Genomic DNA, 22,671 nt, shown 5'->3' on the forward strand with positions numbered 1-22,671 from the left:
GGCCCCCCCCCCCCCCGGGGGGGCGGGCCCCCCCCCCGGGGCCGGGGGGGGGGGGGCCCCGGGGGGGGGCCGCCGGGGGGGGGGGGGGGGGGGGGGGGGGGGGGGAACGGGGGGGGGGCCCCGGGGGAGTTGTCCCCCGGGGCCCGTCGTGTGGTGTGGGTCGGTGCCTCAGATCTCGTCGTACTCCTCGTCGAACTCGCCGTCGTAGCGGCTGTCGCGCTCGTGGGGCTCGTCCTCCGTGCCGTCCTGGCGGACCGGCATGACGCGGCCGAGCTGCAGGGCCGCGTACATGTTGAGCAGCGGGTCCTCGGCGACGATGCCGTCCGAGTACTGCTCCTCCTCGTCCTCCCCGCCGACGTGCTGCCCGCGACGGCCTGCGGCGCCGCCGCCGCCGGCACCGCGCGAACCGCCGCCGCCGCCGACCGGGCCGAAGCCGTGGGCCATGCCCATGCCCATCGGGCCGCCGACCATGCCGCCGGGGCGGGCGCCGGCGCTGTTGGTGGAGGTGCCGACGCTGCCGGAGCCGCCGGAGGAGCTGACGCCGCCGTCGAGGTGGCGGTCGGTCTCCAGCTTGGTGCTGACCCGGGGGCTGCTGCCACTGCCGCCGCTGCCCGGAACCGCGAGCCGGGTGCCGACGCCGAGCGGGCCGTGCACGCCGCCGGAGGAGCCGGGGCCGCCGTCCGAACCGGAGCCCCCGCCGCCGTGGCCGCCGGACGCGGCACTGAGGTTGGGCTCCTTGAGGCCGAGCGTGTTGACCCCGCTGCGGCTGCCGCCACCCAGGCCGCCGATACCGCCGATGCCGCCGGAGCGCGAGCCGACCGGCCCGAGCTTGGGCATCAGGGCGGCGAAGGCGCCCAGCCCGGCGTCCGACGAGCCGCGCGACGAACCGCCGCCGGAGAAGCCGGAGCCGGACGCGGAGTTGAGCGCGGTGTTCGGGCTGTACGGGTTCGCCACCGTGGAGGCGATGCTGTTCAGCGACAACCGGTTGCTGTCCTCGTTCTCACCGAGGTTCCCGGCCAGCTTGTCCATCTTGTCCGCGGTGCTGCGGAACGAGCCGAGGATGCGCTTGAGCACGGTCTCGGCGATGGTCTGCAGGATGTGCTGGGCGATCTCGATGACGATCTTGCCGAAGCGGTCGCCCGAGTCGCCCATCTTGAGGCCCTGGGCGATCCGCTGGAACGACAGGCCGTGCGACTCGATGTCGTCCGAGCCGCGGCGCAGGTCCATCGCGCAGCTGGCGAGCTGGGCCAGGTCGATGTTGAAGCCCTGGCTGTTCGAACGGGCCGCCGGGGTCGGAGCGATCTGCTGCGCCGCCTTGTCGATCATGTCCTCGATCGGCTTGGTGAGCGTGCTCGCCAGCTTGCTGACGGCGGCGTCCAGCAGCTGGTTCATGATCATGCGGCCCATCTGCAGCACCGCGGCGGTGCTCCACGGACCGGTCGACGACGCCGCCGCCAACTGGGCCTGGATGGAGAACAGCTGAGTGATCGACTGGGTCTTGGCCAGCTCGACCACGACCGCGGCCGCCCGCAGCACCTTGGCGACGGTCTGGCAGAGGTCGACGACCACCTTGGAGTACTTGGTGATGGTGCTCCACAGCTCGGAGAGCCGGTCCGCCGAATCGCCCTGGTAGACCTCGTGGAGCATGGTGAGAGCGCGGTCCGCCGTCATCTGGGCGGAGTCGAGCGCTCCCGCGAACTTCTCCAACTGGTCTGCCAGCTGGTTCAGTTCGTCTTCGTTGGCACTCGGGAATCGCACGCCCAGCAGGCCGAGCAAGTGATTGAGTCCCGATGGTAGTTGTAGCGCCATGCCGCCCCCAGCCGCAGCCCCCGAGTAAGTCCCTGATCGCGCATAGCGACGATACACATAGCGGACGACAACGACCACCTGGCCCGGGGCGGTTGTTCCGACATTGTCGACGAACCCGGACACCGTTACGGTGTGCGCCATGGCATGGGGATCATGGTGGCGCGGCCGGTCCGGAACCGGCCCGGAGGCCGCCGGAAAACGGCCGGAACGGCCTTCCGCGCAGGTCGTGTTGGGTGCGGTGGCAGACGAACTTTCTTCGCTGCACGGGGAGTCGTGGCGGGTCGAGGGTCAGGAGGTGCGCGGGCCGGGCGCGTTGGCCGTCCGGCTCGGCGAGCCGCACGACCAGCACCCGCACCACTTCGACCTGCTCCTGCTGGCCGACCGGGACCGTCCGGAGACCGCCGTGCCGGGCTGCGTCACCGGCATCGACGGCGCCGACCAGGACCCGGTCCGCCGCGGCATCGAGGTCTGGGCGGCCACCACCGGCGCCGCGCTGATCGAACTCGTCGCCCACAACGGCCGGTTCGCGGGCCACCTGGACCCGGGCGACCCCGACGGCCTGCCCGGCTGGCACGCCATCCACGGCGGCGTGGTCGGCTGGGGTACCGGTGGACGCTTCCACGACGTGCAGGACTGGCTGGTGCGCAACCCGGTGCTGCCGGCCCTCGCCGACGCGCTCGACGGCGACCTCGGCCGGGACCAACTCGTCGGTGTGCAGGTGCTGTTGGGCAGCGGCGACGGCGGGTCGGACGCCGAGGTGCGGGTGCACGGCGAGGTGCACCGGGCCGGGTCCGAGGCGCTGGCCGCCCTCGACTGGCCGCGGGTCGCCGAGGGCGCCGCCCACGCCCGGACCTTCGTCCTGCTGGTGCGCCGGGTCGGCGACCGCGCGGGAGCGGGCGCCCGCCGCTGAGTGGAGCGGCCCGGGCCGGTCACCGGCCCGCCGCCGCTCCGCCGGTCCGTCAGGTCTGCGGCGAGCCGGCGGGCGGCGCCACCGGATAGCGCCAAGTCCCGCCCGGGGCAAGGTAGTCGGGCAGCCAGCAGGCCAGCACCTGCGCGGACGGGTAGAACATCGGCTCGGGGAGCGCGTCCACCGCGACCCGCTCCCAGCCCGCGCAGGCGTGCGGCTCGGTCAGCAGCGCCTCGGCCAGGCTCGGCGGCGCGAGCACCGCCGCCGTCACCCTGGTGCGGCCCAGCTCGTGGTCGACCAGCACCGCCAGCACCCGCATCTCCCCGGCGGGCAGCACGATGCCGGTCTCCTCGGCCAACTCCCGTGCGGCGGCGGCCTCGAAGGACTCACCGGGGTGGTCGACCTTGCCGCCGGGCAGGCTCCAGGTCGGCGGCTCCCCGGCGGCGGTGCGGCGCCCGATCAGCACCCGCCCGTCCCCGGTCGGCACGATCACGCCCGCGCCCACCAGCGGCGGCAGCGGCGCGGGTTGCGGGTCGGTCACCACTTGCCCTTCCGGTAGTCCTTCAGGAAGCAGCCGTACAGGTCCTCGCCCAGCTCGCCGCGGACGATCGGGTCGTACACCCGGGCCGCGCCGTCCACCAGGTCGAGCGGGGCGTGGAAGCCCTCCTCGTGCAGCCGCATCTTCTCGGGGTGCGGCCGCTCGTCGGTGATCCAGCCGGTGTCGACGGCCGTCATCAGGATGCCGTCGGTGTCGAACATCTCCTGCGCGCTGGTGCGGGTCAGCATGTTCAGCGCGGCCTTCGCCATGTTGGTGTGCGGGTGGCCGGACCCCTTGTAGCCGCGGTCGAAGACGCCCTCCATCGCGGAGACGTTGACCACGTACTTGCGCCGCGCCGGGGAGGCGGCGAGCGCCGGGCGCAGCTGCGAGATCAGGATGAACGGGGCGGTGGAGTTGCACAGTTGCACCTCCAGCAGCTCGATCGGGCCGACCTCGGAGACGGTCTGCACCCAGCTGTTGGTGGGCGCGAGGTCCGGCACCAGGCCGCCCGCGTCGATCGCGGTGCCCGCGGCGATCCGCTCCGGCGAGGCCGAACCCGTCACCAGCGCCAGCGAGGTGACCTCCTCGGCGCTCACCGACGGCTGCTCGCCGCGGCTCTGCCCGGGCAGCGCGGGCACGTCCACCGCGCCCGAGCCGAACCGGCCGATCACCGTGGAGGCGGGCAGCACCCCGGCCGGCAGCGGCGCCGACTCGGCGGCCACCAGCTCGCGGTACGCCTCGGGGGAGCGGCGCACGGTCTGCGCCGCGTTGTTGATCAGGATGTCCAGCGGGCCGTCCGCGGCGACTTCGTCCGCCAGCGCCATCACCTGGGCCGGGTCGCGCAGGTCGATGCCGACGATCTTCAGGCGGTGCAGCCAGTCGGCGCTGTCCGGCATCGCGGTGAAGCGGCGGATCGCGTCGTTCGGGAAGCGGGTGGTGATGGTGGTGTGCGCGCCGTCGCGGAGCAGGCAGAGCGCGATGTACATCCCGATCTTGGCCCGGCCGCCGGTGAGCAGCGCGCGCTTGCCGGTGAGGTCCGCGCGGGCGTGCCGGCGGGCCCGGTTGAGCGCGGCGCAGTCGCGGCACAGCTGGTGGTAGAAGGCGTCCACCTCGACGTACCGCTGCTTGCAGGTGTAGCAGGAGCGCGGGCGCTCCAGGATGCCGGCCAGCTCGGTGGTGGTCTCGGTGCTCAGGCCGAAGACGCCCGCCGTCTCGTCGTCGATCCGCCCGGCCGCGCCGGTGGCGGTCCGGGCGGTCACCGCGCGGTCGTTGGCGGTCTTCCGGGCCCGGGTCTCCTGGCGGCGGCGCTGCTTGAGGGTGCGGAAGATCCCGCCGACGGCCAGCCGGACCCGGATCGCGTCCGGGTGGTCGACGTGGATCTCGTCCAGCTCGGCGATCACGCTCAGGCAGGCTTCCAGACGGTCGGGGTCGATGCCCTTGCCGTAGTCGGTCCCGTCGTCGGGGACCGCCGTGTCGGCGGCGGCCCGGTCGTCGGCCGTGGCGTCGGTGGCCGCGTCGTCGTCGGCCGCGCCGACGGCGGTTCCGTCGGCGGTCGGGAGTCCGGCGTCCGGGAGTCCGGGGTCCGGGGTGGTGGCGTCCGGGGTGGCGTCCGGGCCGGTCTGCGGGTTCGTCACTGCCTGATGCTTCCTCGATCGCCCCATGGGTACCGGCCGAACTCTACGTGAGCGGCACCGCCCGGGGCGAAGCCTGTGAGCTGCGGCACCCCGGCGGGGGACGGGCTCAACGGCCGCCCAGCGCCCAGGCGATGCCGGAGAGGGTGCCCATCGACAGCACCGTGGAGACCAGCACGGAGGAGCGGGCCAGCGCGGGCGCCGCCCCGTACAGCCGGGCGTAGACGTACACGTTCTGCGCGGTCGGCAGCGCCGAGAGCAGCACCACGGCGAGCAGCTGCGGGCGCGGCAGGTCGAGCACCAGGGCGCCGAAGGCGAGCGCGGCGAGCGGCTGGACCAGCGTCTTCAGCAGCACTGCCACGGCCGTCTCGGCCCGGCCGGGACGCTCCGCGGCCTCGCCGGGCGGGGTGTGCAGGGACAGGCCGAGGGTGACCAGCGCGGTCGGGACGGCCGCGCCGCCGAGCAGGTCCACGGCGTGCGCGAGCGCCCCCGGCAGGTGCCAGCCGGCGGCGGAGAACACCGCGCCGAGGCCCGCGCCGAGGATCACCGGGTTGCGCACCGGCAGCAGCGCCAGCCGCCGCACCCGGTCGCCGGGCCGGTCGGCGGCGGACGCCCCGGTGCGCGCGTCCAGCACCGCCAGCATGACCGGCGTCACCAGCAGGACCTGGAACAGCAGCACCGGCGCGACGAAGGACGCGTCGCCGAGCACCTGCGCGGCCACCGGGATGCCCAGGTTGCCGGAGTTCACGTAGCCCGCCGCAAGCGCGCCGACCACCTGCTCGGCGGGCTTGCGGCCGAACAGCCGGCGGCTCGCGGCCAGGCCGAGGGCGGTGGCCGCCAGCGTCCCGGCGGCGAACGCCAGCATCGACGTGTTGGCGAACCCGGCCAGGTCGGTCCGGGCCACCACGGTGAACAGCGCGGCCGGCATCGAGACGTGGAACACGAACCGTCCGAGCACCGCCTCGGCCTGCGCGCCCAGCAGCCCCGTCCGCCCGGCCAGCCAGCCGACCGCCGTCAACACCCAGATCGGCGCGAACGCCGCGACCAACGCCTCCACTCTCGACCTCCCGCCGCAGTCAACCAGGCACGCCCGAACGGTCGGTCGGTGGGGGTGGTCCTCCGTGCTCCTCCAAGGGCCTCGGCGCCCCCGTGGTCCTCCGTCGTCCTCCGCCGTCCTCCGCTATCCCGCGCGGCCCGGAGTGAGCCGGGTCACCGGCCGGTGCGCCCCGGTGGCCGGGCGGCTGCGCTGCGTGGCCGGGGCGAGAGCGGCGTCACAGCGGCGCGGGGTGGCCGGGGTCACACGGCGGTGGCGGGGCGGCCGGGCCCGGTCGGGGCGGAAACCCTTGGCGGCGCTGGCCGAGGCCCAAATTCCCGTTCCGGCGGGGATGTTGGGCACCCCGGCGGCCCGCTGTGGCCTTCTTCACAGGCGGGCCGGAATACGGGCCCGCCGGAGCGGCGAAAGCCCTTGCGGCACAAGGGATTCCGGCATGTGAAGAAGCTGTGCAGGCGTGAATCCCGGCTGTTTGCCGCGCCGTTGGGGCTCCGGCAGTCTCGTGGTTGTGCCCCGAGCCGGACCACCTGCTCACGGGGCCGAAGACGCCGCCGACCGCGAAGACGCGGGGCGGCGTCCCCGGTGAGCAGGAGCCGCCGGGCCGGCCGTCCCGGGCCGAGGAGAACCCGCACCACGCGGGAGTCCCGCATGTCCGCCCGGGCCTCGGCGTGACCTGGAACCGACTCTCGGAGGTACCCGACATGCGACGCATCAAGCACAACCTCGGCCGATTGCCCCAGCTCCGGATGGGCCACCACCGGATGCCCGACGCCGTCCTCGGCCTCGGCGTGACCGGCGCCATCGCGCTGGGCACCCTGCTGCCCGTCACCCAGGCGATCGCCGCGCCCGCGCACCCCGAGCGCACCGAGCACGCCGCCGTCGCCGCGGACGGCCGGACCACCGACGAGGCCGCCTCGCGCAGCGCCGAGCGGCAGCCCGTCCAGCAGGCCCCGCAGCCGCAGCCCGCCGAGCAGCAGCAGGCCGCCGAGCAGCCGGCCGAGCAGCCGGCCCAGCCGCAGCCGCAGGCCGAGCAGCCCAAGGCCGCCGAGCAGCCCCAGCCGCAGCCCCAGCCGCAGCCCGCCGCACCGGCGAAGAAGACCTACGCGAACAACCTGGACGGCTGGATCGCCGAGGCCCGCGACGCGCTCGCCGCGGCCGGCAAGCCGGTTCCGTCCGCGAAGGCGATGCGGGCCGCCGCGATCGCCGAGTCCTCCGGCAACCCGAACGCCCAGAACAACTGGGACTCGAACGCCAAGATGGGCACCCCGTCGATCGGCCTGACCCAGATGATCCAGCCGACCTTCCGCGCCTACGCGCTGCCCGGCCACACGGACATCCGCAACCCCGTCGACAACCTGATCGCCAGCTCCCGCTACTGCGACGCCCGCTACGGCTCGATGGACAACATGGCCGCGGCCCGCGGCTACGGCTCGAACTGGCGCGGCTACTAGGAACCGCCGCACCGCACCCTCCCGGCCCCCCGGCGCACCCGCGCCGCAGGGGGCCGCGGCGCGTTCGGCCGCCGATGCGCCCGGGTTGGAGGATCGTCCAAAAGGGTGGCGGGATCGGGGTGCTCCGATTGTGGCGACCTTCAGGATTCGGGCGTGCGCTGGCTCCGGGGAGGGGAAACACCGAGAATCGAACGTTGGGTGTGCGCGGCTCGGCCGTGCTGCGCCGAAACGTTTCTTCCCAGCCAGAGAGCCCCTTCATGCGCTTCCTGAACGACCTCAAGCCCGCGTACGACCTCACGTACGACGACGTCTTCATGGTCCCCAGCCGTTCCGCCGTGGGCTCCCGGCAGGGTGTCGACCTGTCGTCGAACGACGGGACCGGCACCACCCTCCCGCTGGTGGTGGCGAACATGACGGCGATCGCCGGGCGCCGGATGGCCGAGACGGTGGCCCGCCGGGGCGGGCTGGTGGCGATTCCGCAGGACATCCCGATCGAGGTCGTCTCCGAGGTGATCGGCTGGGTCAAGCAGCGCCACCTGGTGCACGACACCGCGCTGACCCTCGCCCCGGGCGACACCGTCGCGGACGCGCTCTCGCTGCTGCCCAAGCGCGCCCACGGCGCGCTGGTGGTGGTCGAGGGCGGCAAGCCCGTCGGCGTGGTGACCGAGGGCGACTGCCACGGCGTCGACCGGTTCACCAGCCTGTCCGAGGTGATGTCCCGCGACCTGCTGCTGCTGGACGAGGGCATCGACCCGCGCACCGCGTTCGACCGCCTCAACGAGGCGCACCGCAAGCTCGCCCCGGTGGTCGCCGCCGACGGCACCCTGGTCGGCATCCTGACCCGGAAGAACGCGCTGCGCGCCACCCTCTACACCCCCGCCGTCGACGGGAACGGCCGGCTGCGGATCGCCGCCACCGTCGGCATCAACGGCGACGTCGCGGGCCGCGCCAAGGCGCTGCTGGAGGCCGGGGCGGACGTGCTGGTGGTGGACACCGCGCACGGCCACCAGGAGTCGATGGTCAACGCGCTGCGCGCGGTCCGCGGCCTGGACCCGCAGGTCCCGATCGTGGCGGGCAACGTGGTCTCCGCCGACGGCGTGCGCGACCTGGTCGAGGCGGGCGCGGACATCCTGAAGGTCGGCGTCGGCCCGGGCGCGATGTGCACCACCCGGATGATGACCGGCGTCGGCCGCCCGCAGTTCTCCGCCGTGCTGGAGTGCGCCGCCGAGGCCCGCCGCCTGGGCAAGCACGTCTGGGCCGACGGCGGCGTCCGCCACCCGCGCGACGTGGCGATGGCGCTGGCCGCCGGCGCGTCGAACGTGATGGTCGGGTCCTGGTTCGCGGGCACCCTGGAGTCGCCCGGCGACCTGCAGACCACCGCCGACGGCCGCCAGTACAAGGAGAGCTTCGGGATGGCCTCGGCCCGCGCGGTGCGCAACCGGACCTCCGACGAGTCGGCCTACGACCGGGCCCGCAAGGGCCTGTTCGAGGAGGGCATCTCGACCTCGCGGATGTTCATCGACCCGGCCCGCCCCGGCGTCGAGGACCTGATCGACTCGATCGTCGCGGGCGTCCGCTCCTCCTGCACCTACGCGGGCGCGGCCAGCCTGGAGGAGTTCCACGAGAAGGCGATCGTCGGCATCCAGAGCGCGGCCGGCTACGCCGAGGGCAAGCCGCTGCACTCCAGCTGGGCCTGACCCCTCCGCGGTCGGGTCTGACCCCTCCGCCACATCTGCGCAAGATCCACACAGCATCGCCCGGACCGGTACACCGGCCCGGGCGATGCTGTTCGGTGTCCGCGGCGGGCCGCCCGACACGGCCCCGGCGGGGCTCCGGCGGTCCCGTTCCGCCGGGGTCCACGACTCGGGCGGACATAGTGAGCGACATGGTCAATATGATCTAATGATCGCTCAGAAGCGGTGTTTGCGTGGCCAGTTGTGGCCGGGCGGCCCTGGGGGAGTGGCAGTCCGGCGTCGAGTCGGCCGGCGCGAAGGTGCGTTCGCACCGGTGGACGTGGCATTCTGTCGCGTGCATGACACATCGGTCGTGGCATCCCGGCCGCACCCGGTGCCGCTCCGATCAGTTTTCGTCCGCAATACGCCGGGACTTCCGAGGTCGGGTGCTCGTTCACGGGGAACGGGCTGCTTGCTCGACGTCTGGCCTCCGGAGCCGGCTCGAGCCCGAGGACCCGACCGTTGACCTCGATTTCCGAGACCGCCGCAGTGGTGCTGGGCGCCACGACCGCGGCCGGTGCCGTAGCCACGGCGCTGCTGGCACGTTCGCGTCGCGCGCTGGCCGCGCGCGGCGCCGTGCAGTCCGAGGCGCTGAACGCTGCCGAGCTGCGCGGGCAGGTGCTCCACGAGCAGCTCCAGCAGCTCGGTGACGAACTCCAGCACCTGGTCGCCAACCGCCTCCCCGGCCTGGCGCTGCACCTGGTCAGCGCGCACCACCCCGTCCCCGGCCCCAAGCACGAGGCGCTGGCCGGCACTCCGTACGCCCCGCTGTACGAGGCCGTGCTCGGCCACTACACGGACACCGTGACCAAGGAGCGCCGGCGGATCGACGCCTCCGCCCGCGCCGCGCTGCGCGGCGCCTGCCAGGACATCCAGGCGCTGTCGTACCGGCTGCAGACCCAGGTCGAGGGCCTGCAGGGCGACTTCGACGACCCGCGGCTGCTGGACAGCCTGTTCAAGGTCGACCACCTCAACGAGCAGGCGATCCGCCTGGTCCAGAAGGCCGCGATCGTCTGCGGCGCCTGGCCCGGGCACGTCCGCCCGGACACCTACGTCGTCGAGATCGTCAGCGGCGCCTCCTCCCGGCTGCACGGCTACGAGCGGATCAAGATCAGCTCGCGGCTGCTGGACTCGAACCTCGCGGTGGTCGGCCGCGCCGCGGAGCCGATCGCGGTGGCCCTGACCGAGCTGATGGCCAACGCCCTGGAGCACTCCCGGGACGACCTCGCGGTCGAGGTCGGCGTCATCCAGACCGGCACCGGCAGCATCTGCGTCACCATCGACGACGCCGGCACCGGCATGAGCGCGGAGGCCGTCCGCCGCGGCGCCCGCCTGGTCTCCGGCGCCGAGCAGCAGGACACCCTGCTCACCGAGCTCGGCGACCCGCCGGCCCTCGGCCTGGCCGCGATCGGCCGACTCGTCGCCGACCACGGCTTCCAGGTCTCGATCGACCAGGTCTCGCCCTACAGCGGGGTCCGCGCGGTCCTGACCGTCCCCCCGCACCTGTTGACGAAGATCGACGAGGAACAGGAGCCGATCTCGGCGATGGCCGCGATGCCCGCCGCGGCCCCCGCGGCACCGCAGTGGCCCGCCCAGGCCGCCCCGAGCACCGCCCCGCACACTCCGGACAGCACCCAGGACGACGTCGACGACCTGCCCCAGCGCCGTCGGCGCCCCCGCGCGGAGCGCGGCGGCGACGCCCCCGGCATCGAGCCGCAGGAGCTGAACCCCGAAACGGCCCGCGACACCTGGAGCCAGTTCCAGGCGGGCCTCGCCGCCGGCCAGGCCGCCACCGACTCGAAGGAAGCACAGTGACCCTTTCTCCCTCGCGCCCGGTGATCGAGGACCCGTCGTGGGTCCTGACCCCCCTCACCGAAGTCAGCAAAGAGGTCAAGCACGCCCTCATCCTGTCGAGCGACGGCATGGTCATCGGGGCGACGGAAGGACTCGGCCGGGACACCGCCGAGGGCATCTCCGCCATGACGGCCGCCCTGCACGGCGCGGCCCGCGCCGCGGCCAACGCCGCGCTGGAGGCCCCGGACGGGACGCCCGTCACCACCATCACCGTGCAGAACGCCCACGGCACGTACATGATCATGCCGGCCGGCGCCCGCACCAACACCTTCATCGCCGTCGCGGGGGGCCTCGACATGCCCATGGGCACGGTCGCGCACATCATGGCCCGCCAGGCCAAGAAGCTCGGTGAACAACTGATGTCCGTCCCCGCCCGGACACAGGGGGCGTCATGAGCCGCCCCCTGCCGCGCCGGCGGATGATCCCCAGCTACCTGGCCACCCGGGGCGTCGGCACGCCGACCCGCAACACCGTCCACTCGCTGATGGCCGTGGTCGCCACCGGCCTGCCGCCGGCCCCGCACCACACCCCCGTGCAGCAGCGGATCATCTCGCTGCTCACGGGGGGCGCGCTGACGGTCAGCGAGACGGCCGCCTACCTGCGGCTGCAGACCGGCGTGTGCAAGGTCCTGGTCTCCCAACTCCTCGACGGCGGCCACCTGCAGGTCCGCGTCCCGGCCCCCGAGGCCCTGCTCCCCGACCCGAGCGCCGCCCGCCCGTCCAAAGAACTCCTGGAAGAGGTGCTGAGTGGACTCCGCGCGCTCAGGAAGTAGCCCCCGCCCCGTCTACCTCCCCGAGGGGGACCACCAGCGGCTGAAGATCCTGGTGGCCGGGCCCCTCGGCATCGGGAAGACCACCGCGATCAGGACGCTGTCCGAGATCCCGACGCTGCACACCGACGAGGTGATGACCGACGCCGCCGCCTCGGCCGACGACCTCACCCTCGACGGCCTGCGCGACAAGACCACCACCACGGTCGCCATCGACTTCGGCCGGCTCACCGTGCCGCAGGCCAAGGTCGTCCTGTACCTGTACGGCACCCCCGGGCAGCGCCGCTTCCTGCCGCTGTGGGAGGACATCGCCGACGGCGCCATCGGCGCCCTGGTGCTGGCCGACACCCGCCGGCTGGACCAGTCGTTCGAGGTGATGGACCTGATCGAGGAGCGCGGCCTGGACTACGCGGTCGCGGTGAACACCTTCCCGACCTCGCCCGACCACAACCTCGACACCCTGCGCGCCAAGCTCGACCTCGACCCGCGGACCCCGCTGGTGACCTGCGACGCCCGGGACAAGAACTCCACCCTGGACGCGCTGATCGCCCTCACCGCCCACCTGATCGCCCGAGCCGGAGAGAAAACCTCGTGACCCCCACCCCTCCCGCCGTCCCGGTGCGCATCCACGGGCCGGAACACGACGCGGACCCCGGGCGCAGCTACGACCTGCTGCGCCTGCAGGGGCCGGTGGGCCGCGCGGAGATCTCCCCCGGCGTGGTCGTCCACCTGGTCACCGACTACCGCGCGGCCATCGACCTGCTGCACGACACGGAGACCTGGACCAAGGACACCCGGTCCTGGATGGACCTGGTCCCGCCGGACAGCCCGATCATGCCGCACGTGCAGTGGCGCCCCAGCCTGTTCTTCGCCGACGGCGAGCAGCACGCCCACCTGCGCAGCGTCATCACGGACAGCTTCAGCCTGCTCGACCCGCACGACGTCCGGGACCTGACCTTCCGTTACGCCGACACCCTGCTGCAGCGGTTCGGCGCGGACGGCGAGGCCGACCTGGTCGCCCAGTACGCGCGGCAGATCCCGCTGATGGTCTTCAACGCGCTGTTCGGCATGCCCGACGAGTACGCGCAGCGGCTCCTGGAGGCGCTGACCGCGATGGTCGGCTCCGACCCCGAGCAGATGGCGCTGGGCGCGCAGTCGCTGAACGAGTACCTCGGCACCCTGTACGCCACCAAGGCGCAGCAGCGCGGGCACGACCTGACCTCGTGGTTCATCGACCACCCGAACGGGCTGAGCCCGGAGGACGTGCTCCAGCAGGTCATCATCGTGCTCGGCGCGGGCAACGAGCCGCTGACCAACCTGATCGCCAGCACGCTGGCCCGGATGCTCTCCGACGACCGCTACTTCGGCAGCCTCACCAGCGGCAGCCTGCCGATCCAGCACGCGATCGACGAGGCGCTCTGGAACGACTCCCCGCTGGCGAACTACAGCCTGCACTTCCCCCGGTACGACGTGCAGTTCCACGGTGCGTACATCCCGGCGGGCTCGCCGGTGATGGTCTCCTACGCGGCCGCGAACACCTGCCCGCACAGCAACCCGCCGAAGGAGGACCACCGGTCCGGCAACAAGGCGCACCTGGCCTTCGCCGCGGGCCCGCACGGCTGCCCGGCCCGGTCCACCGCCGTGCTGGTCGCCACCGCGGCGATCGAGCGGCTCACGTCCTACCTGCCGGACATCCGGCTGGCCGTGCCCGCGGCGCGGCTCACGTACCACGGCGGGCCGATCTACCGGGGCCTGAAGGCGCTGCCCGCCGCGTTCACCCCGATCCGGGCGGGGCGGACGGCGGGCCGACCGGCGGGGGAGCGCCTGACGGTCTGAGGCTCCGTCAGGGTGTGTACGCACCGAGGGGGGTGACGTGGCATCGGGGGGATCGAACCGCACGGACGGCGTGTTCTGCGCCACACCTGGACCAGGCATGACAGCCGAAACGTCTGGGGATGTGCGTTCCTGACCTGAATCAGCTGCTTAAGGAACCTCCATTGGCCGTTCTCGACCACAAGAGACGCGAGACGCCCGCGCCCGAGGTCATACCCGCTCCCGCCGCACCGGACCTCCGGGCCGTGCGGCGGGAGGTCGACGCGGCGCTGGCCACGTTCCTGGACGCCAAGGAGCAGTCCGCGCCCGGCCCGGAGCTGCGGTCCCTGATCGACCGGATCAGGACCTTCCTGGCCGGCGGCAAACGCCTCCGCCCCCTGCTGTGCGTCACCGGCTGGCACGCCGCCGGCGGCGGGAGCGACCGGGCGACGGCGGTCCGGGCGGCGGCCGGCCTGGAACTCTTCCAGGCGTTCGCCCTCATCCACGACGACGTGATGGACGCCAGCGACACCCGGCGCGGCCGCCCCTCCACCCACCGCGCCATGGCCGCCGCCTACCTCGCCGCCCACGGCGGCCCGGCCGCCCGCGCCGACCGGCACGGCCAGGGCGCCGCCGTCCTGGTCGGGGACCTCGCGCTGATCTGGTCCGACGAACTGCTGAACGGGGCGGGCCTGGCGGCCCGGCGCCCCGAACGCCTCCTGCCGCTGCTGGACGAGATGCGCGGCGAGGTGCTCTACGGCCAGTACCTCGACCTGCAGACCACCGGCCGGCTCTCCGCGGACGTCGACACCCCGCTCCGGGTGATCCGGTACAAGACCGCCAAGTACACCGTCGAACGGCCGCTGCACGTCGGCGCCGCCCTGGCCGGCGCCACCCCGCAGGCCGAGGCCGCCCTCAGCGCCTTCGCCCTGCCGCTCGGCGAGGCCTTCCAACTCCGCGACGACCTGCTCGGCGTCTTCGGCGACCCCGAGCGGACCGGCAAATCGGTCCTGGACGACCTGCGCGCGGGCAAGGCCACGGTGCTGATGGCGCTCGCCGCCCAGCGCGCCTCGCACCGCCAACTGCGCGCCCTGCACGCCCGGTTCGGCCGCCCCAACCTCACCGAGCGGGACGCCGCCGTGGTCCGCTCCGTACTGGAGGCCACCGGGGCCCGGCAGGCCGTCGAGGAACTCATCCGGACCAGGCTGGCCCAGGCGCTGACCGCCCTCGACCACGCCCCCTTCCCGGCCGGCGCCCGCGCGGCGCTGCGGGAGATCGCCCGATCCGCGACCACGAGGCAGGCATGAACGACCAGCACCACGACGCCGGCCCCGCCCGGGCGACCGCCCTCGCCGAACGCCGGCCCGCGGCCGACGCCCGCCCCGCCGCGGCCGCCCCGCTGAACGCCGCGGCCGACGCGCTGATCGACGCGGTCGACGCCGACCCCTGGGGCAGCGTCCGCCCGTCCCCGTACGAGACGGCCCGGGTGCTGTCCGCCGCCCCGTGGCTGCCCGGCGAGCCGACCCGGATCGCCTACCTGCTCAACGAGCAGGCCACCGACGGCAGTTGGGGCGACGGCCCGCCCCCCTACCGGCTGCTGCCGACCCTGAGCGCCGTCGAGGCGCTGCTCGCGGTGCTGGAGCGGGAACCCGCCGCCGGCGACACCGCCGACCGCCTCGCCGCGGCCGCCGCCCGCGGCCTCGCCGCCCTCGCCGGCCTGCCACCGGCCGGGCCGTGGCCCGACACCGCGGCCGCCGAGATCCTCGTCCCCGGCCTGGTCGCCCGCACCGCCGAGCGCCTCGACCGGCGCGCGGCCGCCGGCCTCCCCCCGCTCGGCCCGCGCCCCGCCGTCCCCGGCGGCTACCACGCCGCCGCGCCCGAGGCCGTCGCCCGCAAGTGCGCGGCCGCCGGCGGCGTCCCGGTCAAGCTCCACCACACCTTCGAGGGCGTCGCCCACCTGCTGCCCGACGCCCTGCTGCCCGCGCCGGACGGGCTGCTCGGCAGCTCCCCGGCCGCCACCGCCGCCCGGCTCGCCGGACCCGGCTCCGGCCCCTGGCGGCAGCGCGCCGCCGCCGCGCTCACCGCCGCCGCCCACCGCTACGGCGGCCTGCTGCCCGAAGCCGCGCCGATCACCGTCTTCGAACGGCTCTGGGTCGCCGCCGCGCTCGCCCGCCCCGGCCTGCCGCCGGTCGGCGTCCCCACCCTGCGCCGCTGGGTCGACCACCTCTACGACCCCGAGGGCGTCCGCGGCTCGCCCGGACTGATGATCGACGCCGACGACACCGCCATGACGGTGCTGGTCGCCGCCCTGGTCGACCGCCCCCGCGACCCCGCCCCGCTCGCCGCCTTCGACAACGGCCGCCACTACGACTGCTACATCGGCGAGGACACCGGCTCGCTCAGCGCCAACGCGCACGCCCTGCAGGCCCTGCGGGCCCACCTGCGCCACCACCCCGGGACCGCGGACACCCACCTGCCGGTGATCCGCCGGGTCGCCGACTGGACCGCCGGGCACCAGCGGCCCGAGGGCCACTGGACCGACAAGTGGCACGCCTCCCCGTACTACGCCACCGAACGCTGCGCCACCGCGCTGGCCGGCCTCCCCGGCCCCCGGGCGGAACGCGCCGTCACGGCCGCCGCCGACTGGGTCCTCGACACCCAGCACCCCGACGGCTCCTGGGGCGTCTGGGGCGGCACCGCCGAGGAGACCGCCTACGCCGTCAAGACCCTGCTGAGCGCGCCCGGAACGGCCCGGCGCCCCGGGCACGCCCGCGCCCTGGACCGCGCCCTGGACCGCGCCGAGGACTTCCTGGCCGCGACCGCCGACAGCCGCCCGCACCCCGCGCTCTGGCACGACAAGACCCTCTACGCGCCGGAGGCGATGATCCGCGCCGAGGTCCTCGCCGCCCGCCGGCTCCTGCACACCCGCCCGCCGAGGGAGCACCGCCCGTGACCACCACCGTCGCCACCACCGCCGTCGCCCCCGGGACTCCCGCCACCCCCGTCCCGCAGGCCCCGGGCCGCCTGCCCGGCCTCGGACACGTGGGGCCGATGCTCCGCGACCGGCTGGCCTTCCTCCAGGGACTGCGCCGCCACGGCGACCTGGTGCGCATCCAGGTCGGCCCGCGCCCGGTGTACGTCGTCAACGCCCCCGAACTGATCTGGGAGATGCTCACCACCCAGTCCGGCAACCTCGGCAAGGGCCGGCTGTTCGACAAGCTCCGCCTGTTCGGCGGCTCGCCGCTGCCGATCGCCGAAGGACAGCAGCACCTCCGGCGCCGCCGCCTGATGCAGCCCGCCTTCCACCGCGACCGGATCAACTCCTACATCGACCGGATGAGCAGCACCGCCGAGGCCGCCATCGGCGGCTGGCAGCCCGGGCAACGGCTCGACGTGCTCAACGAGATGCAGCTGATGACCCAGGGCGTCGTCATGTCGGTGCTGTTCTCCGCCGACCCCGAACGCGGCCCGGCCCAGGCCGTCATGAACGGCGTCGACACCGTCTTCCAGGCCGCCGTCCGCCGCGCCGTCGTCCCGTTCTCCGGCTGGGAACGGCTCCCGCTGCCCGGCAACCGCCGGCTCCGGGCCGCGAGCACCCTGCTGCGCCGCACCGTCAGCGACATCGTCGCCGCCCACCGGGCCGACCCCGACCCCGCGGACGACCTGGTCACCCTGCTCCTGGAGGCCCGCGACGAGGACGGCCGGCCGCTGGACGACGAGGAGATCCTGTCCGAGATCACCGCCCTGCTGGCCGCCGGCTCCGAGACCACCGCCGTCACCATGGCCTGGCTCTTCCACGAACTGGGCCGCCACCCGGAGATCGAGCAGCGGCTGCACCGCGAGGTCGACGAGGTGCTGGCCGGCGGCCCGCTCACCGCCGCGCACCTGCCCCGGCTGCCGCTCACCCGACGGCTCGTCACCGAGACGCTCCGCCTGCACAACCCGGGCTGGATCGTCACCCGCGAGACCACCGTCCCGATCCGGCTCGGCGGCGCGGACCTGCCCGCCGGGGCCGACCTGCTGTGGAGCCCGTACGCGCTGCACCGCGACCCCGAGCTGTACCCCGACCCGCTGCGCTTCGACCCGGACCGCTGGCTGCCCGAGCGGCCGCAGCCCCCCAGGGGCGCCTACATCCCGTTCGGCGCCGGGAAGCGGATGTGCATCGGCGACGGCTTCACCTGGGCGGAGGCCACCGTCCTGACCGCGCTGATCGCTTCCCGCTGGACACTGCGACAGGTGCCCGGCCGCACCGTCCGGCCGGTGCCCGCGATCACCGTCCACCCCTCCGCGCTGCAGATGACCGTCGAGGCCCGCGGGCACGCGGCGGCCCGGGAGGCGGTGTGAGCGCCACCGCCCGCCTGACCATGCCCGACCTGGCCCCGGTCTTCCCCGGCCCCTTCCCGAGCAGCCCGCACGCGGAGCGGGTCCGGGCCCACCTGGGGGAGTGGCTGGACCGCTTCCCGCTGCTCGCCGCGTCCGGCAAGCGGCGGGTGCTGTGCGACATCGTGGCGCACGGCGTGGCCCGGACCTTCCCCACCGCCGACCCGGACGGCCTCCGCCTCACCGCCGACCTCTTCCTCTGGCTCACCGCGTTCGACGACACCCACGGCGAGGAGGCCGGCGCCGCCGACCCGGCCGGACTGGTGCGCCGGGTCCAGCCCTGCGTGCACCAACTCGCAGGCGGCGCACCGGCCCCGGACGCCGACGCCTTCGGGGCGGCGCTCCGCGACCTGCTGGCGCGGCTGCGGGACCGGGCCACCGCCGAGCAGTACCTGCGGGTCACCGGCTGCCTGCGGGACGTCCTGTTCGGCACGGTCTGGGAGGCGCACCGGCCCGCCGGGGACGGGGCGACCCGGGACGGGGCGGCCGGTCTGCGCGAGTACCGGGAGGTTCGTCCGCACACCGTGTTCGCCCGGACCCTGCTCGCCCTCGCCGAGGTCGTCCTGCGCTACGAACTGTCGGCGGCGGAGCGGGACTCGGCGGCCGTGCGGGAGGCCGAGGAGGCCGTCGCCGACCTGGCGGGCCTGCTCAACGACCTCTGCTCCTACGCGCGGGAGTCCGCGGAGGGCGCCCCGGTCTCGCTGAACCTGGTCCCGCTGCTCGCGCGGGAGCACGGGGGCGACGCGGCCGCCGGGCACGCCGCGGCCGCCCGGCTGGCGGAGGAGCGCGCCGCCGCCGCCCGGCGCGGGATCGACGCCCTGGCCGCCGCCGGTCCGGGCGCCCCGGCGCGGCACGCCGCGGCCCTGGAGACCATCGCGCACTCCTACGTCTGGCACGTCGACCACGTCCGCTACCGGGGCGCGGGGAACTGACGGACGGTCAGGCCGGGCCCAGCGGGACGAGCAGGGCCCGGCTGACCATCCCGACCGAGCCGGACAGCGCCTCGGCGGCCAGCCGGGCGGCGGGCGGCAGGCGGCGCAGCTCCCGGAGCGCCAGCACGGACGCCCAGGCGGCGTCCCGGGCCCGGTCGATGCTCCAGACGCCGAGGACGTGCAGCAGCGGGTCGGCGGCGGACAGTTCGGCGGGCTCGGGCAGCAGGGTGGTCCGGACCTGCGCCTCGACCTGCGCCAGCAGGGTGTTGATCCGCAGGTAGTCGCCCTCCAGCTGCTCCGGGGCGCACCCGGTGAGCCGGCAGGTGTCCAGCACGGACAGCGGCAGGTCGTTCTCGATGTGGGCGTTCATCCCGGCCAGCGCGAACTGCAGCGGGTGGATGCCGGGCGTGCCGCGCAGTTCGAACAGCGGCCGCCAGCAGGCGGCCGGGCGGCGCCCGGCCCGGTCCTCGTCGACCGCGGCGAGGTAGCGGGCGGCGAACACGCCGTCCAGTCCGGCCATCGCGGCCGGGTCGGCGAAGTAGCCGTCGGCGAGGCGGTCGCGGACCAGCTCGGTGACGGTCAGGTACATCCGGTTGAACACCGCCACCCCGTCGGTCGGCGGCAGCTGCGCGGCGATCTCCCGCATCCGGTCGACCGCTCGGTCGACCGCCGATTCCTGGCCGATCGTCATCCGGTCGTCTCATCCTCTCGTCGGAACGGGGCACCCACTCTGACAGGCCGTCGGCCCGACCGGAAGCCGCCGCGCCCGGGGCGCGGCAGACCGATCGCCGCAAACTGAGAACAAGCCAAAAGCTCCCATGATTCATCCCTGCTGATGACAAGGCCGTTCCGGCGATGCGCTAATTGATATGTCCAGTTCAATGGCGAAAGGGCAGACACATGAAGGCGCTCTCCCGACTGCTCGCGACCGGCGCGGTCGCCGGCACCATGATCCTCGCCGCCGCGATACCGGCCTCGGCGACCCCGGCACAGGCCGACTACTCCGGCGAGTCCTACGGCTACTCCACCGCCTCGGCCGCCAGGCAGGCGGCCGTCAACGACGCGCTGGCGTCGGCCGCCGCGGCCGGGTTCGGCGCCGCCCAGTGCCGCACCCTGGGCGTGCCGACGGCCTACCGGGACGACCTCGGCCCCGCCCGGACCGTCCGCGCCGCCCTGCTGCCGCCCGACGGCGTGTGGGGCGGCTCCGCGCAGGTCCAGTGCCTCACCCAGCCGGTGGCCGGCACGGTCGCGCTGGAGCGCTACAACGGCCCGGAGCACCAGAGCGGCACCGGGGCCACGCCGGCCGGGTACTACCTGGAGGGCAGCCTCGGCTGGCTCTACACCGGCCAGGCGGCCGGGACCCACGCGCTGTACGCGTGCAAGGTCTGGAACTCGACGGACACCTTCACCTCGGTCGCCGGGAACTGCGAGGGCCAGCAGTACGTGGCCCAGCTCGGCTTCATCAACGACGCGCCGCCGGCCGGCCTGGCGAGCCGCCCGGTGCGGCGCTGCACGGTCAACGGCGAGCACTTCGACTCGAACGACCTCAACTGCGAGGGGCGGAACGCGGAGGGCGTCCTCGGGTACGCGCTGAACTGATCCGGCAGCAGACCGATCCGGCCGCGACCGGTGGGCGGGCCCTTCCGGGTCCGCCCACCGGTCGCGTTCCCCGGGAGAAAACCAGGTGCGCGGGGCGGGGCGGGTGGGACAGGATGGGCGACGACGGCGGTGCCGGGCGCACGGGCGCCCCCGCCGTTCCCTGTCCCCGGAGGCTCGCGTGGTGAAGCGATATTAGTGGCGGCTCGCACCGCCCTCCGGCCTGCCCGCTTCCCGGGCGGCCGGGCTTCCCGGCCCTCCGCACGACCCCGCCGACGCCCGCCGCGCGCCGCCCCTGAGCGCGCCCGGCCCCCGCGTCGCCGGGTCGCCGCCACCCGCCGCGAGCCCTGGGCGGCCGCCCCTTCGCGGGCCGGCCGGCAGCTCCGCCGTCCCGGCCACCCCCGAACTCCGTTCTCGTTCGTGGTGCGCGGCCGGTCGCCGCCGCGCGCCGCCGCACCCCCCCCGAGAGGATGGCCATGGCCGCCACCGCCTTCGACCGCACCGTCACCCGGCTCCGTGAACTCATCGAGGACGAGGGGGAGTTGCGGGAGGGCCCGGAACTCGGCCGACTGCTCGGACTGCTCGCCGAACGCCGCACCGCCGACCTCTCCGGCCTCCCGCCCGCCCGCCAGGCCGACCTGCTCGGCGCCCGCGCCGCCCAGGTCCTCCCCGGCACCGACCGGCTGGCCGCGCTGCTCGCCGAAGGCCGCCCGCTGACGGTCAAGTTCGGCATCGACCCCACCGGGGCGGACGTCCACCTCGGCCACGCCGTCCCGATGATCCTGGCCGGCCGCCTGCAACGGATGGGCCACCGGGTGGTGTTCCTGGTCGGCGACATCACCGCCCGGATCGGCGACCCGTCCGGCCGCAGCGCCGAACGCCCCCCGCTCACGGAGGAGGACGTGCTCCGCAACCTCGCCACCTACCGGCAGCAGGTCGGCCCGTTCTTCGACTTCGCACAGGCCGAGTTCCGGTTCAACAGCGAGTGGCTCGCCCCGATGACACTCCCGCGCTTCCTCGACGTCCTCTCCCGCCTGCCCGCCTCCGCCGCGCTCCAGCGCGAGGACTTCCGCACCCGGCTCGCCGAGGGCAGCGGACTGACGCTGGCCGAGCTGGTCTACTCCGTCGTGATGGCACTGGACTCGGTGGAGGTCGTCGCGGACGTCGAACTCGGCGGCCTCGACCAGCTGCTGAACCTGCAGATGTGCCGCCGGGTGATGGCCGCGCAGGGCCAGCGGCCCGAAGTGGTGCTGGCCACCGGCCTGATCGAGGGCACCGACGGCACCGGCGCCAAGATGAGCAAGTCGAAGAACAACTTCGTCGGCCTCGCCTTCCCCGCCGAGGAGATGTTCGGCCGCCTGATGTCCTGCGCGGACCGGCTGCTGCCCGACTACCTCCGCGCCCTGACCGAACTCCTCGACGAGGAGGTCGAACTGCTGCTCCGCCAGGTCGACGACGGCCGCCGCCACCCGATGGCCGTCAAGACCCTGCTGGCCGCCGCCGTCACCGCCACCGTGCACGGGGCGGACGCCGCGCTCGCCGCCCGCGACGCCTTCCGGGCCCGCTACTCGGTGCGCCGGTTCTCCGCGGCCGGGCCGCTGCCCGCCGCCGATCCGGCCGCGCACGGCGCTGCGACGCTCGGCGAACTCCTGGTCAAGGTGGCCGGCCAGCTCCCCAGCCTCAACCAGGTCCGCCGGGTCGCCGAGGCGGGCGGCCTCAAACTCGTCGTCGAGACCACCGACGGCGGACAGCGCACCGTCCCGCTCACCCGCACCGACGCCGACGAACGCCTCCGCGTCGTCCTCGGCACCCACGACCTCACCAGGCCCACCGCGACCCGCCGGATCTTCCTGCGCTGCGGCCGAAAGGTGCTGGAACTGACCTGACCCCCGACGATCCGCGCTCCGCGCGGGTGCGGGAACCGGCCGAGTCCGGCGCGGAGCAGGGCGCGGCGGTCGGGCCGGGGCGGTTCGGTGCTCATGCGGGTTCCCCTCGGTGGGCGGGCGGTTCGCCGCGCCCCTGCCCGGCCCGGTGAAGTCCCCCGGGGCGCGCGGGGAGTGTTGCGCTCCGTGAATATTCTGGGTGGATATGACGATCTGACAGTCCGTCAGTAGGCTCGGTCGGGTGCGGCCCTACCACCGGGCCCCGGGCAGGGGCGGGAAATTGTCGTGAGCACCGCTCGTCCGGGTGAATCCGGCGGTGACGGGC

The 22,671-nt window shown here is 74.6% G+C and carries 19 protein-coding genes; 14 read left to right on the forward strand and 5 right to left on the reverse strand.

Translation table 11 applies throughout. From position 1 onward, the window contains the following. Window positions 1-168: 168 nt before the first annotated feature. Window positions 169-1,758 (reverse strand): WXG100 family type VII secretion target, encoded by a 1,590-nt coding sequence (locus ACIQBJ_RS33905; protein WP_400718507.1) that lies wholly within the window; start codon window positions 1,756-1,758, stop codon window positions 169-171. Between the two features lie 289 nt (window positions 1,759-2,047). On the opposite strand from ACIQBJ_RS33905, the gene ACIQBJ_RS33910 reads away from it, so the two are divergent. After that, on the forward strand, window positions 2,048-2,719 hold the full coding sequence (locus ACIQBJ_RS33910; RefSeq protein WP_400718508.1) for a DUF6348 family protein: 672 nt from the start codon (window positions 2,048-2,050) through the stop codon (window positions 2,717-2,719). A 49-nt stretch (window positions 2,720-2,768) separates the two neighbouring features. Here the strand turns inward: ACIQBJ_RS33910 and ACIQBJ_RS33915 are convergent, their stop codons facing one another. The 3 genes from ACIQBJ_RS33915 to ACIQBJ_RS33925 form a co-directional block, all read right to left on the reverse strand. Next, a complete protein-coding gene (locus ACIQBJ_RS33915) occupies window positions 2,769-3,257 on the reverse strand; it encodes an NUDIX hydrolase (RefSeq protein ID WP_400718509.1) in 489 nt (162 codons plus the stop codon). After that, window positions 3,254-4,687, reverse strand: coding sequence for an SDR family NAD(P)-dependent oxidoreductase (locus ACIQBJ_RS33920; protein ID WP_400718544.1), 1,434 nt, complete (start codon window positions 4,685-4,687; stop codon window positions 3,254-3,256). Before ACIQBJ_RS33920 ends, ACIQBJ_RS33915 begins: the two co-directional genes overlap by 4 nt. Window positions 4,688-4,994: 307 nt before the next feature. After that, window positions 4,995-5,942 (reverse strand): AEC family transporter, encoded by a 948-nt coding sequence (locus ACIQBJ_RS33925; protein ID WP_400718511.1) that lies wholly within the window; start codon window positions 5,940-5,942, stop codon window positions 4,995-4,997. 695 nt (window positions 5,943-6,637) lie between these two features. Here ACIQBJ_RS33925 and ACIQBJ_RS33930 point away from each other — a divergent pair. The 11 genes from ACIQBJ_RS33930 to ACIQBJ_RS33980 all read left to right on the forward strand — a co-directional run bounded on the left by ACIQBJ_RS33930 (window position 6,638) and on the right by ACIQBJ_RS33980 (window position 18,867). After that, window positions 6,638-7,387, forward strand: coding sequence for a transglycosylase SLT domain-containing protein (locus ACIQBJ_RS33930; protein WP_400718512.1), 750 nt, complete (start codon window positions 6,638-6,640; stop codon window positions 7,385-7,387). 257 nt (window positions 7,388-7,644) lie between these two features. Continuing rightward, window positions 7,645-9,084, forward strand: coding sequence for a GuaB1 family IMP dehydrogenase-related protein (locus ACIQBJ_RS33935; protein WP_400718513.1), 1,440 nt, complete (start codon window positions 7,645-7,647; stop codon window positions 9,082-9,084). Window positions 9,085-9,582: 498 nt separating this feature from the next. Continuing rightward, a complete protein-coding gene (locus ACIQBJ_RS33940; RefSeq protein ID WP_400718514.1) occupies window positions 9,583-10,935 on the forward strand; it encodes an ATP-binding protein in 1,353 nt (450 codons plus the stop codon). Continuing rightward, window positions 10,932-11,369 (forward strand): roadblock/LC7 domain-containing protein, encoded by a 438-nt coding sequence (locus tag ACIQBJ_RS33945; protein WP_400718515.1) that lies wholly within the window; start codon window positions 10,932-10,934, stop codon window positions 11,367-11,369. The genes ACIQBJ_RS33940 and ACIQBJ_RS33945 overlap by 4 nt, the downstream gene beginning before the upstream one ends. Then, window positions 11,366-11,746, forward strand: coding sequence for a DUF742 domain-containing protein (locus ACIQBJ_RS33950; protein ID WP_400718516.1), 381 nt, complete (start codon window positions 11,366-11,368; stop codon window positions 11,744-11,746). The genes ACIQBJ_RS33945 and ACIQBJ_RS33950 overlap by 4 nt, the downstream gene beginning before the upstream one ends. Beyond that, complete coding sequence (locus tag ACIQBJ_RS33955) at window positions 11,721-12,338, forward strand: GTP-binding protein (RefSeq protein ID WP_400718518.1); 618 nt, start codon at window positions 11,721-11,723, stop codon at window positions 12,336-12,338. The genes ACIQBJ_RS33950 and ACIQBJ_RS33955 overlap by 26 nt, the downstream gene beginning before the upstream one ends. Then, complete coding sequence (locus tag ACIQBJ_RS33960; RefSeq protein ID WP_400718519.1) at window positions 12,335-13,579, forward strand: cytochrome P450; 1,245 nt, start codon at window positions 12,335-12,337, stop codon at window positions 13,577-13,579. Before ACIQBJ_RS33955 ends, ACIQBJ_RS33960 begins: the two co-directional genes overlap by 4 nt. A 161-nt stretch (window positions 13,580-13,740) precedes the next feature. After that, the gene (locus tag ACIQBJ_RS33965; protein ID WP_400718520.1) at window positions 13,741-14,862 is read left to right on the forward strand and encodes a polyprenyl synthetase family protein; all 1,122 of its coding nucleotides are present in this window, start codon (window positions 13,741-13,743) and stop codon (window positions 14,860-14,862) included. Beyond that, window positions 14,859-16,508, forward strand: a complete 1,650-nt coding sequence (locus ACIQBJ_RS33970) for a prenyltransferase/squalene oxidase repeat-containing protein (protein ID WP_400718522.1) — start codon at window positions 14,859-14,861, stop codon at window positions 16,506-16,508. Before ACIQBJ_RS33965 ends, ACIQBJ_RS33970 begins: the two co-directional genes overlap by 4 nt. After that, window positions 16,505-17,899 (forward strand): cytochrome P450, encoded by a 1,395-nt coding sequence (locus ACIQBJ_RS33975; protein WP_400718524.1) that lies wholly within the window; start codon window positions 16,505-16,507, stop codon window positions 17,897-17,899. Before ACIQBJ_RS33970 ends, ACIQBJ_RS33975 begins: the two co-directional genes overlap by 4 nt. After that, on the forward strand, window positions 17,896-18,867 hold the full coding sequence (locus tag ACIQBJ_RS33980; protein ID WP_400718526.1) for a hypothetical protein: 972 nt from the start codon (window positions 17,896-17,898) through the stop codon (window positions 18,865-18,867). Before ACIQBJ_RS33975 ends, ACIQBJ_RS33980 begins: the two co-directional genes overlap by 4 nt. Window positions 18,868-18,874: 7 nt before the next feature. Here the strand turns inward: ACIQBJ_RS33980 and ACIQBJ_RS33985 are convergent, their stop codons facing one another. Continuing rightward, window positions 18,875-19,558 carry a DUF5995 family protein gene (locus tag ACIQBJ_RS33985; RefSeq protein WP_400718527.1) on the reverse strand — a complete coding sequence of 228 codons (684 nt, stop codon included), beginning with the start codon at window positions 19,556-19,558 and terminating at the stop codon, window positions 18,875-18,877. Between the two features lie 209 nt (window positions 19,559-19,767). On the opposite strand from ACIQBJ_RS33985, the gene ACIQBJ_RS33990 reads away from it, so the two are divergent. Together ACIQBJ_RS33990 and tyrS are read left to right on the forward strand one after the other, a co-directional pair. After that, complete coding sequence (locus ACIQBJ_RS33990) at window positions 19,768-20,466, forward strand: hypothetical protein (protein ID WP_400718528.1); 699 nt, start codon at window positions 19,768-19,770, stop codon at window positions 20,464-20,466. 473 nt (window positions 20,467-20,939) lie between these two features. Then, complete coding sequence (gene tyrS / locus ACIQBJ_RS33995; protein ID WP_400718529.1) at window positions 20,940-22,349, forward strand: tyrosine--tRNA ligase; 1,410 nt, start codon at window positions 20,940-20,942, stop codon at window positions 22,347-22,349. Window positions 22,350-22,671 lie beyond the last annotated feature (322 nt).

It is taken from the genome of Kitasatospora sp. NPDC088391 (assembly GCF_044753345.1).
Taxonomy (GTDB): Bacteria; Actinomycetota; Actinomycetes; order Streptomycetales; family Streptomycetaceae; genus Kitasatospora.

Excerpts from the sequence above, each read along its gene's own strand:
- ACIQBJ_RS33950 (WP_400718516.1), top strand. The coding sequence starts at position 11,366 with ATGAGCCGCCCCCTGCCGCGCCGGCGGATGATCCCCAGCTACCTGGCC.
- ACIQBJ_RS33985 (WP_400718527.1), bottom strand. The coding sequence starts at position 19,558 with ATGACGATCGGCCAGGAATCGGCGGTCGACCGAGCGGTCGACCGGATG.
- ACIQBJ_RS33930 (WP_400718512.1), top strand. The coding sequence starts at position 6,638 with ATGCGACGCATCAAGCACAACCTCGGCCGATTGCCCCAGCTCCGGATG.
- tyrS (WP_400718529.1), top strand. The coding sequence starts at position 20,940 with ATGGCCGCCACCGCCTTCGACCGCACCGTCACCCGGCTCCGTGAACTC.
- ACIQBJ_RS33990 (WP_400718528.1), top strand. The coding sequence starts at position 19,768 with ATGAAGGCGCTCTCCCGACTGCTCGCGACCGGCGCGGTCGCCGGCACC.
- ACIQBJ_RS33935 (WP_400718513.1), top strand. The coding sequence starts at position 7,645 with ATGCGCTTCCTGAACGACCTCAAGCCCGCGTACGACCTCACGTACGAC.
- ACIQBJ_RS33970 (WP_400718522.1), top strand. The coding sequence starts at position 14,859 with ATGAACGACCAGCACCACGACGCCGGCCCCGCCCGGGCGACCGCCCTC.